14 protein-coding genes are annotated in these 17,400 nt (G+C 70.4%); 5 read left to right on the top strand and 9 right to left on the bottom strand.

Annotation, left to right across the window (positions count from 1 at the left end; all coding sequences use genetic code 11):
* The first annotated feature begins 119 nt into the window (after positions 1 to 119).
* Both cimA and AB0D48_RS11775 read left to right on the top strand, forming a co-directional pair.
* Positions 120 to 1,748, top strand: coding sequence for a citramalate synthase (gene cimA, locus AB0D48_RS11770; RefSeq protein ID WP_362393976.1), 1,629 nt, complete (start codon positions 120 to 122; stop codon positions 1,746 to 1,748).
* A gap of 193 nt (positions 1,749 to 1,941) precedes the next feature.
* Positions 1,942 to 3,303 (top strand): hypothetical protein, encoded by a 1,362-nt coding sequence (locus AB0D48_RS11775; RefSeq protein WP_362393979.1) that lies wholly within the window; start codon positions 1,942 to 1,944, stop codon positions 3,301 to 3,303.
* Positions 3,304 to 3,365: 62 nt separating this feature from the next.
* Here the strand turns inward: AB0D48_RS11775 and AB0D48_RS11780 are convergent, their stop codons facing one another.
* Entirely contained in the window at positions 3,366 to 3,917 is a 552-nt protein-coding gene (locus AB0D48_RS11780; RefSeq protein WP_362393982.1) for a YceI family protein, read from the bottom strand.
* Positions 3,918 to 4,256: 339 nt separating this feature from the next.
* Between AB0D48_RS11780 and AB0D48_RS11785 the strand changes: the two genes are divergently transcribed.
* On the top strand, positions 4,257 to 5,840 hold the full coding sequence (locus tag AB0D48_RS11785) for an acyl-CoA carboxylase subunit beta (RefSeq protein ID WP_362393985.1): 1,584 nt from the start codon (positions 4,257 to 4,259) through the stop codon (positions 5,838 to 5,840).
* A gap of 15 nt (positions 5,841 to 5,855) precedes the next feature.
* The gene (locus AB0D48_RS11790; RefSeq protein ID WP_362393988.1) at positions 5,856 to 6,053 is read left to right on the top strand and encodes an acyl-CoA carboxylase subunit epsilon; all 198 of its coding nucleotides are present in this window, start codon (positions 5,856 to 5,858) and stop codon (positions 6,051 to 6,053) included.
* Between the two features lie 203 nt (positions 6,054 to 6,256).
* Here the strand turns inward: AB0D48_RS11790 and AB0D48_RS11795 are convergent, their stop codons facing one another.
* From AB0D48_RS11795 to AB0D48_RS11830, 8 genes are all read right to left on the bottom strand, one after another.
* Positions 6,257 to 6,844: an ATP/GTP-binding protein gene (locus AB0D48_RS11795; protein WP_073911148.1), complete on the bottom strand. Its 588-nt coding sequence runs from the start codon at positions 6,842 to 6,844 to the stop codon at positions 6,257 to 6,259.
* Positions 6,825 to 7,385, bottom strand: coding sequence for a DUF742 domain-containing protein (locus AB0D48_RS11800; RefSeq protein ID WP_362393991.1), 561 nt, complete (start codon positions 7,383 to 7,385; stop codon positions 6,825 to 6,827). The genes AB0D48_RS11795 and AB0D48_RS11800 overlap by 20 nt, the downstream gene beginning before the upstream one ends.
* A 93-nt stretch (positions 7,386 to 7,478) precedes the next feature.
* A complete protein-coding gene (locus AB0D48_RS11805; RefSeq protein WP_030037347.1) occupies positions 7,479 to 7,892 on the bottom strand; it encodes a roadblock/LC7 domain-containing protein in 414 nt (137 codons plus the stop codon).
* 10 nt (positions 7,893 to 7,902) lie between these two features.
* Complete coding sequence (locus AB0D48_RS11810) at positions 7,903 to 11,100, bottom strand: nitrate- and nitrite sensing domain-containing protein (RefSeq protein ID WP_362393993.1); 3,198 nt, start codon at positions 11,098 to 11,100, stop codon at positions 7,903 to 7,905.
* Positions 11,101 to 11,433: 333 nt separating this feature from the next.
* On the bottom strand, positions 11,434 to 12,018 hold the full coding sequence (locus tag AB0D48_RS11815) for an ATP/GTP-binding protein (RefSeq protein ID WP_328927838.1): 585 nt from the start codon (positions 12,016 to 12,018) through the stop codon (positions 11,434 to 11,436).
* A complete protein-coding gene (locus AB0D48_RS11820; protein WP_030037344.1) occupies positions 11,999 to 12,391 on the bottom strand; it encodes a DUF742 domain-containing protein in 393 nt (130 codons plus the stop codon). Before AB0D48_RS11820 ends, AB0D48_RS11815 begins: the two co-directional genes overlap by 20 nt.
* A gap of 151 nt (positions 12,392 to 12,542) precedes the next feature.
* Positions 12,543 to 12,956 carry a roadblock/LC7 domain-containing protein gene (locus AB0D48_RS11825; protein WP_150212026.1) on the bottom strand — a complete coding sequence of 138 codons (414 nt, stop codon included), beginning with the start codon at positions 12,954 to 12,956 and terminating at the stop codon, positions 12,543 to 12,545.
* A 9-nt stretch (positions 12,957 to 12,965) separates the two neighbouring features.
* Positions 12,966 to 16,610 (bottom strand): nitrate- and nitrite sensing domain-containing protein, encoded by a 3,645-nt coding sequence (locus AB0D48_RS11830; RefSeq protein ID WP_362393996.1) that lies wholly within the window; start codon positions 16,608 to 16,610, stop codon positions 12,966 to 12,968.
* A 568-nt stretch (positions 16,611 to 17,178) separates the two neighbouring features.
* Between AB0D48_RS11830 and AB0D48_RS11835 the strand changes: the two genes are divergently transcribed.
* Complete coding sequence (locus AB0D48_RS11835; RefSeq protein ID WP_362393999.1) at positions 17,179 to 17,367, top strand: hypothetical protein; 189 nt, start codon at positions 17,179 to 17,181, stop codon at positions 17,365 to 17,367.
* Positions 17,368 to 17,400 lie beyond the last annotated feature (33 nt).

The following is a 17,400-nucleotide window of genomic DNA, read 5'->3' on the forward strand; positions in this document are numbered from 1 at the left end:
ACCCGCGAGAGGTTTTTTCGTTTCCCGGCCCATCCCTGCCGGGTCCGGCCTGCGCGCGATGATGGGGGCAGTGGATCCCGGGTATCCGGAACCACTCATCCGACAGGAGTCAGATCAGCATGACGACGACACCAGAGGCGGCAACTGTGCTGTCAGGGGGCCTGGACGACAGCTTCCACGTCTTCGACACCACCCTGCGCGACGGCGCCCAGCGCGAGGGCATCAACCTCACGGTCGCTGACAAGCTGACGATCGCCCGTCACCTGGACGAGTTCGGAGTGGGCTTCATCGAGGGCGGCTGGCCGGGCGCCAACCCCCGTGACACCGAGTTCTTCGCCCGCGCCCGCGCCGAGATCGCCTTCAAGAACGCCCAGCTGGTCGCCTTCGGCGCGACCCGCCGGGCAGGCGGCTCGGCCGCCGCGGACCCGCAGGTGCGGGCCCTGCTGGAGTCCGGCGCCCCCGTCATCACGCTCGTCGCCAAGTCCCACGACCGGCACGTCGAACTCGCCCTGCGCACCACCCTGGACGAGAACCTGGAGATGGTCCGGGACACGGTCTCCTACCTGGTCGCCCAGGGCCGCCGCGTCTTCGTCGACTGCGAGCACTTCTTCGACGGCTACCGCGCCAACGCCGAGTACGCCAAGTCCGTCGTACGCGCCGCCCACGAGGCCGGCGCCGACGTCGTCATCCTCTGCGACACCAACGGCGGCATGCTGCCCGCCCAGGTGACGGCCACCGTCGCCACCGTCCTCGCCGACACCGGCGCCCGTCTGGGCATCCACGCCCAGGACGACACCGGCTGCGCCGTCGCCAACACCCTGGCCGCCGTGGACGCGGGCGCCACCCACGTGCAGTGCACGGCGAACGGCTACGGCGAACGCGTGGGCAACGCCAACCTCTTCCCCGTCGTCGCCGCCCTGGAGATCAAGTACGGCCGCACGGTGCTCCCCGAGGGCGCGCTCGCCGAGATGACCCGGATCTCGCACGCGATCGCGGAGGTCGTCAACCTCACGCCCTCCACGCACCAGCCGTACGTCGGCGTCTCCGCGTTCGCGCACAAGGCGGGCCTGCACGCCTCGGCCATCAAGGTCGATCCGGACCTCTACCAGCACATCGACCCCGAGCGGGTCGGCAACACCATGCGGATGCTGGTCTCCGACATGGCCGGCCGTGCCTCCATCGAGCTCAAGGGCAAGGAGCTCGGCGTCGACCTCGGCGGGGACCGCGCGCTGATCTCCCGGGTCGTGGAGCGGGTCAAGGAGCGCGAGCTCCAGGGCTACACGTACGAGGCCGCCGATGCCTCTTTCGAGCTGCTGCTGCGGGCCGAGGCCGAGGGCCGGGCCCGCAAGTACTTCCGCATCGAATCCTGGCGGGCGATCGTCGAGGACCGCCCGGACGGCACCCACGCCAACGAGGCCACGGTCAAGCTGTGGGCCAAGGGCGAGCGGATCGTCGCGACGGCGGAGGGCAACGGCCCGGTCAACGCGCTGGACCGGGCCCTGCGGGTGGCCCTGGAGCGGTTCTACCCGCAGCTCGCCAAGTTCGAGCTGGTCGATTACAAGGTCCGCATCCTGGAGGGCAAGCACGGCACGGAGTCCACGACCCGCGTGCTGATCGCCACGACGGACGGCGTCCGCGAATGGTCCACGGTCGGCGTGGCCCCGAACGTGATCGCGGCGTCCTGGCAGGCCCTTGAGGACGCCTTCACGTACGGCCTCCTCCACGCGGGCGTCGAACCTGCCGAGTAGACCCGCCGCGCCGGCACTCGTCCTTCACGTACTCCCGTCAGCGCTCGCGGCTCGCCGCCTCGCCGTTCGCCCCCACCTGATCCGGACCGAGGGCTCCGCCGTCCTCGGTCCGGGAGGTCCCGTGTAGGGCCGGAAAGGGCTGGCTTATGTCCAGCTCACACAGGAAAATCCTGGTTCGGGTAGCGTCGTGGGTATGAGGCCCAGGCTTATCTCCGTTCGCTTCGGATCGCTGCTGGCCGGTCTGCTGCTGGCCCTGTCCGGGGCTGCCCTGGTGGCCGCCCCGCAGGCGTCGGCCGCCACCGGAGTCGCCGCCGTGGGGGAGGCCCTCAAAGAGGGCCCGGTCTACGTCGACCCGCGAGCGCAGTCGCAGCTGTCCAAGGCGGACGCGGACGCGCTCGCGCAGAAGATCAAGGACGCCGGGAAGCCGGTCTTCGTCGCCGTGCTGCCCGCCACCGCCGACTTCCCGCAGGACAAGGTGCTCAGCGCCGTCCGCGCCGAGACCGGGATCACCGGCCTCTACGCGATCCGGCTCGGCGACGGCTTCGACGCCGGCGCCGACAGGGCGGTCATGCCGGCCAACGCCGTACGCAACCTCACCGAGGCCGTGAAGACCGGCGCCCCGGTGGACGCGGCCACACAGCTCAACAACTTCGTGGACCAGGCCCTGAGCCAGGCCAGGGGCAGCGCCCCGGCCTCCTGGGGCAGCGCCGGTGACGCGGGCGGCGCCCCGGTCGGAGGCCTGATCACCCTCGGCGTGGTGGCCGCGGTCGGCGGCGGCGGCGCGTACGCGCTGGTCCGCCGCAACCGGAAGAAGAAGGAAGAGGCCCGGCGCGAGGCCATCGAGCGGCTCAGCGTGGTCGTCGACGAGGACATCACGGCCTTCGGCGAGGAACTCGACCGCCTCGACTTCCACCCCGGTGAGCCCGGCGCCGACGACGCCATGCGCAAGGACTACGAGCAGGGGCTCGACTCGTACGAGAAGGCCAAGCAGATCATGGCCTCCGTGCAGCGGCCCGAGGAGGTCCAGGGGGTGACCCAGGCGCTGGAGGACGGCCGTTACGCCCTGGCCTGCCTGGACGCGCGCAGGCAGGGACGGCCGGTGCCCGAGCGCCGCTCGCCCTGCTTCTTCGACCCCCGGCACGGGCCGAGCACCGAGGACGCCACGTGGGCCCCGCCCGCCGGAGCCGCGCGTACCGTGCCGGTCTGCACGGCGGACGCCGTCCGGCTGCGCGACGGCCTGGACCCGGCGGTCCGCACGGTGGACACCGAGTACGGCCGGCGCCCCTACTACGACGCGGGCCCGGCGTACGGCCCCTGGGCGGGCGGCTACTTCGGCGGCGGCATCCTGCCCGGCCTGCTCATGGGCACGATGCTCGGTTCGATGATGTCCAGCCCCGCCTACGCCTCGGACTTCGGCGGCGGCATGGGCGACGGTTACGACGGCGGGGACGTCTCGGGGGCCGACTTCAACCCGTCCGACTTCGGCGGCGGAGACTTCGGCGGCGGTGGCGGCTTCGACGGAGGCGGTGGATTCGACGGCGGGGGCGGCTTCTGACCTCCCCCTGGGGCCCGGGGGGCCACAGCGGCCCGCACCGAGCCTCCGCGCCCGGCCGGTTTTCAGGCCTGCTTGATGGCCGAGATGTCGAAGGTCAGCTTCACCTTGTCGCTGACCATCACACCGCCGGCCTCCAGCGCCGCGTTCCAGGTCAGACCCCAGTCGGAACGCAGGATCTCGGCCGAGCCCTCGAAGCCGACGCGCTCGTTGCCGTAGACGTCCGTGGCGGAACCGGCGAACTCCAGGTCGATGGAGAGCGGCCGCGTGACGTCCTTGATCGTCAGCTCGCCGGTGATGCGGTACGTGTTGCCGCCGAGGCGGGCCGCCCGGGTGGAGCGGAACGTCATCAGCGGGAAGGCCTCGGCGTCGAAGAAGTCGCCGCTCCGCAGGTGGGCGTCGCGGTCGGCGATCCCGGTGCTGACCGAGGAGATCGTGACGTCGATGGCGGCGGTGGAGCGGGACGGGTCGCTGCCGTCCAGGTGCAGGGTGCCCTCGTGCTCGGCGAAGCTGCCGCGGACGTTGGTCACCATGGCGTGGCGGACGGTGAAGCCGATGCTGCTGTGGCCGGCGTCGATGACGTAGTCACCGGTGAGGGCGGCGAGCGCCGGGTCCACTTCGAGGGTGGCGACGGCGCCGGCGGACCCCTCCTTGACGGCGGACCCCTCCTGGACGGATGCGGTCTGGTTGCGGCGGGTGAAGAGACCCGTGGCTTCCTCCTCGGTAGCGTGTTCGTTGAACTTTCAACGAGATTGACGCTAGACCCATTCCGTTCAAATTTCAACTTCTAGGCGAGGTGTCACGCCGATTTGTGGAGGAGTGACAACGGACGATGGCCCCCGCTGGTGGAGTCGGCGCATCCCCGAACCGTTCTGTGCGGGCCGGACAGCTGATGACACCGGAGACTGTGTGGAATCAACGGAGGTTTTTGACCTCGCGCTTCGTAAGGTCGGTACATGACCGTTGTGGACCAGACCCCGAGCGAGCCGACGGACGCCCGCGGGCGCGTGGCCGAGCTGCACTCCCTGCGCGAGCAGGCGCGGCGCGGCCCCAGTGACCGCGCGACCGAGACCCAGCACGCCAAGGGCAAGCTGACCGCCCGCGAGCGCATCGCGCTGCTCCTCGACGAAGGCTCCTTCAAGGAGGTCGAGCAGCTCCGCCGCCACCGCGCGACGGGCTTCGGCCTGGAGAGCAAGAAGCCCTACACCGACGGTGTCATCACCGGCTGGGGCACCGTCGAGGGCCGCACGGTCTTCGTCTACGCGCACGACTTCCGCATCTTCGGCGGCGCCCTGGGCGAGGCCCACGCCACGAAGATCCACAAGATCATGGACATGGCCATCGCGGCCGGTGCTCCGCTGGTCTCCCTGAACGACGGCGCCGGCGCCCGTATCCAGGAGGGCGTCTCCGCCCTCGCCGGCTATGGCGGCATCTTCCAGCGCAACACCCGCGCCTCGGGCGTCATCCCGCAGATCTCGGTCATGCTGGGCCCGTGCGCCGGCGGCGCCGCGTACTCCCCGGCCCTCACGGACTTCGTCTTCATGGTCCGGGAGACCTCGCAGATGTTCATCACCGGTCCGGACGTGGTCCGCGCGGTGACCGGCGAGGAGATCACCCAGAACGGCCTCGGCGGCGCGGACGTGCACGCCGAGACCTCGGGCGTCGCGCACTTCGCGTACGACGACGAGGAGACCTGCATCTCCGAGGTCCGCTACCTCATCTCCATGCTCCCCTCCAACAACCGCGAGAACCCGCCCGTCCACGAGACGAGCGACCCGGCGGACCGCCGTTCCGAGGTCCTGCTGGACCTGGTGCCCGCCGACGGCAACCGCCCGTACGACATGCTCAAGGTCATCGAGGAGCTCGTCGACGAGGGCGACGTCCTGGAGATCCACGAGCGCTGGGCCCGCAACATCATCTGCGCCCTGGCGCGGATGGACGGCCAGGTCGTCGGCATCGTCGCCAACCAGCCCGGCCACCTCGCCGGTGTCCTGGACATCGAGGCCTCCGAGAAGGCCGCGCGCTTCGTCCAGATGTGCGACGCCTTCAACATCCCGATCATCACGCTGCTGGACGTCCCCGGCTTCCTGCCGGGCGTCGACCAGGAGCACGGCGGCATCATCCGCCACGGCGCCAAGCTGCTGTACGCGTACTGCAACGCCACCGTCCCGCGGATCTCGCTGATCCTGCGCAAGGCCTACGGCGGCGCGTACATCGTCATGGACTCCCAGTCCATCGGCGCCGACCTCACCTACGCCTGGCCCACCAACGAGATCGCCGTCATGGGCGCCGAGGGCGCGGCCAACGTCATCTTCCGCAAGCAGATCGCGGACGCCGAGGACCCCGAGGCGATGCGCCTGCGCATGGTCAAGGAGTACAAGGCCGAGCTGATGCACCCGTACTACGCGGCCGAGCGCGGCCTCGTCGACGACGTCATCGACCCCGCCGAGACCCGCGAGGTCCTCGTCAGCGCCCTCGCGATGCTCCGCAACAAGCACGCCGACCTGCCGTCCCGCAAGCACGGCAACCCGCCGCAGTAAGGAGACAAGCCACCGATGAGCACCGACATGCTGCTGCGCGTCGAGAAGGGCAACGCCGAGCCCGAGGAGCTGGCCGCGATCACCGCGATCCTGCTCGCCCGTGCCGCCGCCGCCCCCGAGGACACCTCGGTCCCCGCCGGCCGTTCCCAGGCCGGCTGGCGCCGCCTGGAGCGCACCCCGGGCTTCCGCGCCCCGCACAGCTGGCAGGGCTGAGCTGAGCCCCGAGCCCCACGCAAGGCCCCGTACCCGAAAGGGTGCGGGGCCTTTGCGCGTACCCACCTCACACCCCGCGCCCCCACACCCCAGGCCCCACACTCCACGCCGCCACCTCGCACGGCACACCGCACACTCACACCGCACACGGCGAAGGCCCCCGCGTCAGGGACACGGGGGCCTTACGGCTGTCGCAGACGCCGCTACCGCAGGCGGGCCATCAGCGCGTGCTCGACGAGCGTGATGAGCGCGCTCTTGGCGTCCGCGCGGTGGCGGGCGTCGGTGGTGATGATCGGGGCGTCCGGGCCGATCTGCAGAGCCTCGCGGACTTCCTCCGGGGTGTACGGCTGGTGTCCGTCGAAGCCGTTGAGGGCGATGACGAACGGCAGGCCGCTGTTCTCGAAGTAGTCGACGGCGGGGAAGCAGTCGGCGAGGCGGCGCGTGTCCACGAGCACGACGGCGCCGATCGCACCGCGCACCAGGTCGTCCCACATGAACCAGAAGCGGTCCTGGCCCGGCGTACCGAAGAGGTACAGGATCAGGTCCTGGTCCAGGGTGATGCGGCCGAAGTCCATGGCGACCGTGGTGGTCGTCTTGTCACCGGTGTGGGTGAGGTCGTCGATGCCGGCGGAGGCGCTGGTCATGACGGCTTCGGTGCGCAGGGGGTTGATCTCGGAGACCGCGCCCACGAACGTGGTCTTGCCCACGCCGAAGCCGCCCGCCACCACGATCTTCGCGGAGGTGGTGGAGCGGGCGGGAGCCGCTCCGCCGTTAGAGCTTGCGAAGTCCACTGAGCACCCTTTCGAGCAGTGTCACATCTGGCTGGCCGCCGGCAGACTCGTCGCCGCCGGGCTGGTGAATGGCGACAAGGCCCGCTTCCGCCAGGTCGGCGACGAGGATGCGGGCGACACCAAGAGGAATGGAGAGGAGTGCCGAGATCTCCGCGACGGATTTGATCTCCTGGCACAGACGGCAGATGCGCTGGTGCTCGGGCAACTGCCCTTGCAGCCGCGCGGGATCGGCCGTGGTACTGACCAGCGCCTCGATGGCGAGCTGGTAGCGCGGCCGAGTACGGCCGCCGGTCATCGCGTACGGACGCACCAGGGGGTTGTGCGCCTTGGGCGCCGGCTGCCGCATGGCACGCGGCTGCTGCTGCTGCGGAGGCACGTGCGGCTGCTGCGGCTGCTGGGGCTGGCCGTACGGCTGCTGCTGGTAGGGGTTGTGCTCCGGCACGGGCCGGCTGGGGGAGGAGGGGAAGTTGAAGCGGTTCTGGTCGTGCCCACCCTGCGGCTGCTGCGCGCCGCCATAAGGATGTCCTCCGGGTGTTGTCACGTTTCCTCCTCCGACTCCAAGTACGCAGTACTCCCTGTGGAACCGCGCCACCGCACCCTATGGTGCGATGGCGCGAAACGCACTGCCTGTCTGCTAGTTGAGAAGACTTCCCTGCAGCTCGGCGCGCAGGTCCGGGGTGAGGACACTGCCCGCGCGATCCACCAGAAGGGCCATCTCGTAGCCGACGAGGCCGATGTCGCACTCGGGGTGCGCGAGCACCGCGAGCGAAGATCCGTCCGAGACGGACATGAGGAAAAGGAATCCCCGGTCCATCTCGACCACGGTCTGGTTGACGGCGCCACCCTCGAAGATGCGGGAGGCTCCGGCGGTCAGCGAGGTCAGACCGGAGGCCACGGCCGCCAGCTGATCGGCGCGGTCGCGCGGAAACCCGTCGGACATCGCCAGAAGGAGTCCGTCGGCGGAGACCACCACAGTGTGGGACACCCCTGGGGTGTTGTCCACGAAGTTGGTGATCAACCAGTTCAGGTTCTGTGCCGCCTGGCTCATCGGGCTCACACTAACGCTCCTGGTCATAGCTGTTACTTGACTGCTCAGAACCCGCGCTGCGTCCCTGCTGGACACCGCGCCGCAGGTTGCTCAACCTGCCGCGGACGTCCTCGGGTGCGCGGGAGACCTGGGGGCCGCCCTGCGGGGTCGTCTCCGCCGCGCCCTCGACCAGGTTGGCCTTGGGCACGCGCCGAGGGAGACCGGACGGGGTGACCCCGCCCGCCTTCGGCTCACGGAGTTTGGCGGCCTGCTGCCAGCGTTCGTCGTTGCCCGAACGCCAGCCCGTGCTGCCTTCCTTCGCCTCCGGGGCCCGCTCCGGTTCAGCCGGCTGCTGCTGACGCTGCGGCCGCTGCTCGAAGAGGGATCCGGTGGACTCCGCTTCCTGCTGTGCCGGCTGCCACTGCTGCTGGCTGCCGCGGCGCGGCAGGCCCGCTCCGGTCATCTGGTGACCGGTGTCGGCAGCGGCGCCCGGACGATCGAAGCCTACGCGGTCCGCAGCCTGTTCGGGGACGGCGGGGGATTCCGATTCGGTCCCGTAATCCTGCTGGTAGCCGGCCGGATACGCGTTCCGCCCGGGCCACTCGGCCTGTCCCGACTGGGATTCGTACCCGTTGTCGTAGCCCTGGCCGGTCTGCTGACCGTCCTCGTAGCCGGCTTCCGGATAGGCGTAGCCCTGCTGCGGGTAGGCGTCGAAGCCCTGCTGGCCCTGCTGAGCCTGCTGAGCCTCGTACGAGGTGTCGTAGCCCTGCTCGGGCTGCTGCTCGTAGCCCTGGTACGGCTGGTACCCGTGCTCAGGCTGAGGTTCCGGATACTCCTGCGCGGCGTGGTCGGCGTACTCCTGCTCGTCCTGCCCGTAGGAGACCTGGGCCTTCAGTGCGGCCCGCCGCTCCTCGGCGAGGAGCGAGCGTCCGACCGGGTCGAGCGGGACGTCGCCGCCCTGCTGGTCGTAGCGGGAGTCGTCGAAGCCGAGCTCGGCGGCGGTGCGCAGCGGAGCCTGCAGCTGGGCCTTCTGCTCCGGGATGATCGAGGAGACCGTGAAGTCGTCGTCCGGGATGCCCTCTCCACCACCACCGTGGGTGATGGCCTCGGGAAGCATGACCAGCGAGGTGGTGCCGGCCGCCTCGCCCGAGGGGCGCAGCTGGACGCGGATGCTGTGGCGGTCCGCCAGCCGGCCGACCACGAACAGACCCATGCGCTGCGAGATCGCGGCGTCCACGGTCGGCGGGTTGGCCAGCTTGTGGTTGATGTCCGCGAAGTCCTCGGCGGTGAGGCCGATGCCCTTGTCGTGGATCTCGACCATCACGCGGCCGTCCGGCAGACGGGTCGCGTTGACACGGACCTTGGTCTGGGGGGAGGAGAACGTGGTGGCGTTCTCCAGGAGCTCGGCGAGCAGGTGCACGAGGTCGGTCACGGCCTGGCCGTGGATCTCGGCGTCGGAGACGCCGGAGAGCTCGATGCGCTCGTACTGCTCCACCTCGGAGGAGGCGGCGCGCAGGACGTCGACGAGGGGCACCGGCTGGTCCCAGCGGCGGCCCGGCTCCTCACCCGCGAGGATGAGGAGGTTCTCGCCGTTGCGGCGCATGCGGGTGGCCAGGTGGTCCAGGCGGAAGAGGTTCTCCAGCTGGTCCGGGTCCGCCTCGTTGTTCTCCAGGTCGGTGATGAGGGTCAGCTGGCCCTCGATCAGGGACTGGTTGCGCATCGAGAGGTTGGTGAAGATCGCGTTGACGTTCCCTCGCAGGAGCGCCTGCTCGGCGGCGAGCCGGACCGCTTCCCGGTGGACCTGGTCGAAGGCGCGGGCGACCTCGCCGATCTCGTCCTGGGAGTCGATCGGGATCGGGTGGACGCGGGTGTCCACCTTGCCCGGGTCGGTGCGCGAGAGCTGGTCGACGAGCATCGGCAGGCGCTGCTCGGCGATGTCGAAGGCGGCGGAACGCAGGCGGCGCATCGCGCGGCCCATCTGGCGGGCCATGAGACCGGCCAGGATGAAGGCGGCGAGCAGGGACACGACCACGATGGCGCCGTTGGTGATGGCGTCCGTGCGGGCCTCGTCGGAGACCGCGACGGCGTCGTTGACGGCCTTGTCGAGGAGTTCCTTCTCGATCTCGTCGTAGCCGTCGAACTTCGCGGTGGCGGCGGCCTGCCAGGCCTGGGGCGTGGTGCCCCCGGCGGCCAGCTTGGTCTTGTTCTCGCCGCCGGCTATCGCCTCGGTCATGCCGGTCAGCGCCGACTTGTTGACCACGGGCGGCGGCACGAAGCGGACGCCCGCCTGCTCGGCCTGGCGCTTGGCCTCGGCGAGCTTGACGGCCCCCTCGTCGGACTTCTTCTGCATGACCTCGCGGAGGCGGTTCACGTCCTCTTCGGTGCCCGCCGAGACGTACTCGCCCTGGGCGATCTCTTCGAGGTAGGCGTACGAGGAGAACGCGACGAGCTGGGCCTTGTGGATGTCCTCGTTGGCGCTCGGGCGGACCAGCAGGTGGGTACCGACGGAGCGCTGCAGGGAGTTCGCCGCCTTGGCCAGCTGGATCGCGTAGACCATCCGGCCGTACGAGGTCACGTTGCCGGTGCCGAGGCCGAGCTCGTTGGCGAACTGCATGAGGTAGTGCTGGACCAGCACGTAGCCCTCTTCGGTCGGGATGGGCCCGAACGTCGTGGGGGGGTTCTTCTTGGGGCTCTCCGCCGCGGCCAGGTAGGCCTTCTCGCGGACGAGCTTCAGGTTGGGCTCCTCCGCGCGGAAGAGATCCAGACGCCGTTCCATGCCCTGGTTCTTCGGCATGGTCTGGACGACCTGGTCGAACTTCACCTTGGCCGCGTCGGTCGCGCCGCGGGCCTTGGTGACGATCTCGCTGTTCGCGTTTCCGCTCAGCAGCGGCTCTGCCGTGAGGTCACGCTCGTTGAGCAGGGCCTGGCCGTATTCCGAGGCGGCCTGGACGACCCTGGCTATCTGCTCGGCGTCCTTGGCCTCGTTCCAGGTGTCGACGGAGCCCTTCACCTGGAAGCCGCCCATGACCAGCCCGACGAGGGCGGGCACGAGCAGGATGGCGTTCAGACGGGTCGGCACACGCCAGTTGCGGGGGGAGAACCTGCTGGTGCTCCCGCTTTTCACGGGTGGTTCCACGGGCACGTCAACAGGCGACGCGGCCGCTCGCGGCGGCGGGGTGAAGTTGCCGCGCGCGGGTTCATCCGCGGGGCTTGCGATGCTTCGCCTCACTCGACCAACAACCTTCCGGCGGTGCTACTAGCTAGTTCGTTGAATTCCAGCACGGTTAACGGCCGTGTTCCAAACAGTTGAAACCGGCCGTTCCCAGAGCCTTATGCCCCACGTAAATCGGACATAAAGAGCTTCCTGCGGCAAAAATAGGGGGAGTTGTGCGCGTAGGGGCACCAACCGAACGCACCCCGTGGCCAACTGGCGGCAATTGTCTGTCGAAACGTTATGAACGAAGAGGGCGGGCCGTGTCCTATGACACAGCCCGCCCTCTCACGTTGTGAAGAACCCGTGGGACTTGAGTGGTGCCGCTTGAGCCGGGCCGCCGGTGTGGTGTTACTTGAGACGCGCCATGAGGGCGTGCTCGACGAGCGTGATGAGCGCGCTCTTCGCGTCCGCCCGGTGGCGGGCGTCGGTGGTGATGATGGGGGCTCCGGGGCCGATCTGCAGGGCCTCGCGGACTTCCTCCGGCGTGTAGGGCTGGTGTCCCTCGAAGCCATTGAGGGCCACGACGAAGGGCAGGCCGCTGTTCTCGAAGTAGTCGACGGCGGGGAAGCAGTCGGCCAGCCGGCGCGTGTCCACGAGCACGATCGCCCCGATGGCACCACGGACAAGGTCGTCCCACATGAACCAGAAGCGGTCCTGGCCCGGCGTACCGAAGAGGTACAGGATCAGGTCCTGGTCCAGCGTGATGCGGCCGAAGTCCATCGCGACGGTCGTGGTCGTCTTGTCACCGGTGTGCGTGAGGTCGTCGATCCCCGCGCTCGCGGAGGTCATGACCGCTTCGGTACGCAGCGGATTGATCTCGGAGACGGCGCCGACGAACGTGGTCTTGCCCACGCCGAAGCCGCCCGCCACCACGATCTTCGCGGAGGTGGTGGAGCGGGGAGCCGCTCCACCGCTAGATGTTCCGAAGGCCACTGAGCACCCTTTCGAGCAGCGTTACATCCGGCGTGCCGCCGGCCTCTCCATTGCCCGGCTGGTGGATGGCCACCATTCCGGCCTCTGCCAGGTCGGCCACGAGGATCCGGGCGACACCGAGCGGCATCGACAGCAGCGCGGAGACCTCCGCGACCGACTTGACCTCGCGGCACAGGGTGCAGATGCGCTGGTGCTCCGGGAGCAGGCCGGACAGGTGCATCGGATCGGCCGTGGTGCTGACCAGGGCCTCGATGGCGAGCTGGTAGCGGGGCCGGGTCCGGCCACCGGTCATCGCGTACGGACGCACCAGCGGCTGATCGCCTTCCGAGTACGAGTCTCCGTACGCATCGGGGTAGGCGGGGGGCGGGGTCATTGATCCTCCGGGCTGGACAGCAGTGGTCAGCGTGCCGTCTGACGGGGCGGCCGGTGGGGGGACGGGATGACGGCCTGTCGGTGGTACTGGGTTCCGGGGCCTGGGCTCCGGTCCCCCGGCCGGCAGTACCGGCCGGCCGGGAGTGGGGAAGTCAGCTGAGCAGGCTGCCCTGCAGTTCCGCGCGCAGGTCCGGAGTGAGGACGCTGCCGGCGCGGTCCACGAGGAGGGCCATCTCGTAGCCGACGAGGCCGATGTCGCACTCGGGGTGCGCCAGTACGGCGAGGGAGGACCCGTCGGAGACCGACATGAGGAAGAGGAATCCCCGGTCCATCTCGACCACGGTCTGGTTGACGGCGCCGCCCTCGAAGATGCGGGAGGCTCCGGCGGTCAGCGAGGTCAGTCCGGAGGCCACGGCCGCCAGCTGATCGGCGCGGTCGCGGGGGAATCCTTCGGACATCGCCAGAAGGAGTCCGTCGGCGGAGACCACCACGGTGTGGGACACCCCTGGGGTGTTGTCCACGAAGTTGGTGATCAACCAGTTCAGGTTCTGTGCCGCCTGGCTCATCGAACTCAACTATCGCTCCTGCTGGTAAGTGGGGTCGATGTGGTAACTGCCGGTCGCCGGACCACTGTTGCCGGCCTGACGGCCCTGCTGGATACCGCGTCGGAGGTTGGTCAGACGGCCGCGGACTTCGTCCGGCGCCCGCGAGACCTGCGGACCGGCCTGCGCGTCGGCCTGCTGCTGCGCGGTGCCGGCCACGAGGTTCGCCCGCGGGACCCGGCGGGGCAGCCCCGAGGTCGTGATGCCGCCTGCGGCGGGCTGGCGCACGCGCTCGGCCTGCCGCATCAGCTCGTCGTTCGGCGACGACTTCCAGCTGACGGTCGGCATGCTGCCGGTCGCCGCGGGCTCGGCCGCGTGCTCCTGGCCGCGCCGCGGCAGGTGCTGCTGCGGAGCCGGGGCCGCCGGGGCGGCCTGCTGCGGCTGCTGAGGTGTCGCCGGTGCCTGCGCGGGGGGCTGCTGCCCCTCCTCGCGGAACCAGTTCGACTCCAGCGTGTCGAAGATCGGGCTGCGGGCGTCGCCGGAGCTCGGCGCCGGGGGCAGCGCCTCGGGCCGGTGGGCCTGCGGCAGGCCGGGAGCCTCCGTGCGCCGGGGCGGTACGGGGGCGTACGCGCTGCCCTGCTGCGGAGCCTGCGGCTGCTGGTACTGCTGCTGAGGCTGCGGCTGCTGCGGGCCCTGGGGCTGGCGGGCGAAGCCGCCGACACCGGGGCCGCCGGGACGCTGGGGCTGGTAGCCGCCCGGGCGCTCGAACTGCCCGGTGGCCGACGGGTCCAGCGGACCCCGTACGTCCGGCCGCTCGAACTGCCCGGTGGTGCTGCCCGGGCTGTCCGCCTGGGGCATCGGGGCGTTGAAGTCCGGGCGGGCGAACTCGGCGGTCGAGCCGGGGCCCGAGAGCTCGTCGTGGCCGCGGGCCTGGTCGGCGCCCCAGCTGGTGGTCTGCGGACCGGGGAGCTCGGGGCGGGGGGAGCCACCGCGCGGCGGCAGCTGCGGCCGCGCTCCGCGGGAAGCCGGCGCTGCGGGAGCGGCCGGCGGCTGCTGACGCTGCTGCGGAGCCTGGCCTTGCTGCGGAGCCTGGCCCTGCTGGCCCTGCTGGCCCTGCTGGCCCTGCTGGGGACGCTCGAAGCCGTTGCCCTGCGGGAGCCCGCCCTGCCCGGAAGCGGACGGCGCGGATGCCGGACGGGCCTGCGGACCGCGGCCCGGCAGCGGAGCACCGCCGCCGAAGCCGCCCTGGCCCTGGCCCGTGGTCGTCGGACCCGCCTGCGGACGGCCGCCGGGAGCACCCGGGCCGCCCTGCGGGCGCTGCTGGCCGGGACCGCCGTCGCGGCCCGGCAGGGCGGCACGCTGGCCGCCGCCGGCGACCTGGCCGCGCTGCGGAGCCGCGCCCACGGGCGGACGTGCGCCCGCACCGGGCCCGGAAGCCTGCCCACCGGGGCCACCCTGGCCACCGCCCTGACCGCCCTGGCCCGGCATCGGAGCCGGCTTCTTGCCGCCTTGCGCGACGTCCACCGGAAGCATGACGAGGGCCGTGGTGCCGCCCGAGTCGGAGGGACGCAGCTGGATGCGGATGCCGTGTCGCAGGGACAGGCGGCCGACCACGAACAGGCCCATGCGGCGGGAGACGGACACGTCCACGGTCGGCGGCGCCGCGAGCCGCTCGTTGATCGCGGCGAGGTCCTCGGGGGAGAGGCCGATACCGGTGTCGTGGATCTCGACGAGCACGCGGCCGTCGGGCAGTGCGTGACCGGTGACCTTGACCTTGGTCTGCGGAGAGGAGAACGAGGTGGCGTTCTCCAGCAGCTCGGCGAGGAGGTGCACGAGGTCGTTGACGACGCGGCCGGCGACGTCCGTGCCGGGCACCGACGCGAGCTCGATGCGCTCGTACTGCTCCACCTCGGACGCGGCGGCACGGAGCACGTCGACGAGCGGGACGGGGCGGGTCCACCGGCGGCCCGGCTCCTCGCCCGCGAGGACGAGGAGGTTCTCGCCGTTACGGCGCATGCGGGTCGCGAGGTGGTCGAGCCGGAAGAGCGAGGACAGCTGGTCCGGGTCGGCCTCGCGCGACTCCAGCTCGGAGATGAGCGAGAGCTGACGCTGGATGAGGCCCTGCGAGCGGCGCGAGAGGTTGGTGAACATCGCGTTGACGTTGCCCCGGAGGAGGGCCTGCTCGGCTGCGAGGCGGACGGCCTCGCGGTGCACGTCGTCGAAGGCCGCGGCCACCTGGCCGATCTCGTCGCGGGTGTGCAGGCCGACGGACTCCACGGACGTGTCCACGTCCTGCGGGTCGGACTCGGACAGCTGCTTGACCAGCTCGGGGAGGCGGTCCTGGGCGACGCGCGTCGCGGTGTCCTGCAGACGGCGCAGCGAGCGGATCATCGAGCGGGCCATGACGAAGGCGCCGACGAGGGAGACACCGAGGACGAGGAGGATCAGCGCACCGTTGATGATGGCGTCCTGCTGCGACTCGTTCTTGAGCTCGCGGGCCTTCTGCTCCATGTCCTCGAGCAGGGTCAGCTCGATGACCTTCATCGCCTGGAGCTTGGTGTCGTCGGCGTCGTACCAGTCCATCCAGGACCGGTTCTTCTCCTTGAGGAACTGGTCCTTGGTGCTCAGGACGCGGCGCGCGTAGTGGTCGGCGGTGCCGATCTCCGTGTTGCCGTCGCCGAGCGACGCGAGGAGCTCCTCGGACTTGCCCTGGTAGACGAGTTCGAAGGTCTTCTTGGACTGCTGCTCGCCCTTGAGCGCGGAAAGGGCGTACAGGCGGTCGTTCTCCTTCAGCTCGCCCTGCCTCTCGGCGCTGTCCGGGAGCGAGGCGGCGATGATCGCGCGCTGGACGGAGGCGTACTCCTTGGCGGCGGAGAAGGCCGCCAGGGCGCGCGTACGCTTGATCATCTCCGGGTTGGAGGTGGCCTGCGCCATGTCCTGGGAGAGCGAGAGCAGCGAGACGATCAGGCTGTTGTACTCGGTGACCGTCTGCTGGGCGCCGTTCGCGTACGCCTTGCCCCGGATGTCCTCGATGAGGGTGAGCTGGCGGCCGATCTGCAGGATGTTGTTGCGGATCGACTTGAGCGTCTCGTCCTTGTCCTCCGTGCTGTCGACCTTGTCGGTCGCGGCGGCGAAGGCCTTGGCGGCGGCGTCGGTCGTGTCGCGGACGTTCGTGACGGTGCTGTTGGGCTTGCCCGCCGCCCCCGGGACCGACAGGGGACCCGCGGACTTGTCGCGCTCCTCCTGGAGCGCGGCGGCCAGGTTGGTGGCCTGCCGGGTCATCGTCGTCAGCAGCTGCATGTGCTCCAGCTGCGCGATGTCGTTGAGCGAGTCGTTGATGCGGACGCCACCGAGCGTGGTGGCGGCGACGACCGGCAGGGTCAGCAGCGACACCAGTCGCGTGCTGATGCGCCAGTTCTGCATGGCGAGGCGGGAACCGGACCCACTGGGGGCCTTCGGTATCGCCACGTCCTGCTCGACCGCCCCGGCCTTGGCCTTGGCGGCCTTGGCGGACTTCCCTCGGCCCTTCGCCTTCACCGTGGCGGAGGAGTCGGGGCCTGCGCCTTCGACAGCCGGCCCGCGGTTCTGGGCGTGCTGGGGCGAGGAGCCACGGTCGGTCCCGCCGCGCGGCTCCTGCTCCGCCGCAGCGCTGCCATCCCTCTTGAATCGTCCCTGCACTAGCGTCGCAACCTCTGGACCAGGCGTCCCGCCGGGCGACCGGTGGGACGGTGTCGAGTCGTGGGGCACTAACGGCCCCATGGTGGTCGTCGGTGACCGGCGCGTCTCCCTCTCCTTGCCACCGCGCTCGGCGCTGAGTCGCGCCACCTGCGCGCCGGCTGATTCCCGCGGCGGTCCCGCGAATTCCAGCACAGTGGGGGATCTCCAACAAGGTGCGGGCACCGGCCCGGAGAGTCGGTGACGGCTTGTGAGCGGTGGGCTACAGCATGTGGGACTGCTTTCGGGGTAAACCGGACTTACTTCATTCAAACGCCGCGACTGTCAAGGTGTCCCAGTCGAGATGATCAGCAGCGGAATGACGCATTCAGTGGCGCAATGTCCGTTTCGCGAGGTGAAGTTGACTGTCCGCAATGTCGGTAATGTCTGGTCGCTGGTGAGCAAACTCACATAGCCGTGGCCATTACTTCCCGGTTCGGTGGGGGATTCAGATGTTTAGCCTTGCCCCTTAAAGGGTTGGCGCACGCGCCGACCGACACACCACCGAGCGAGCCGAGGGCCCGAAACTCCGATGAAGACGACGACGATGTTCCGCAACATAGCCAACCCCCGCCGCACGACCCTCGCGCACCTCAAGGACGCGGAGGACCTGCAGGCGGCCCCGGCCACCCCGGAGCACGCCGTCGAGCTGCCGACGCAGACCGCCAACCCGCGGCGCACGATCCTGATGGACGCGCCCGTGGCGGCCGCCGCGCAGTAGCCCCGGCCAAAAGAGAGCGAAGCGCCCCTGCCC

The organism is Streptomyces sp. NPDC048269, assembly GCF_040652395.1.
In the GTDB taxonomy this organism is placed as follows: Bacteria; Actinomycetota; Actinomycetes; order Streptomycetales; family Streptomycetaceae; genus Streptomyces.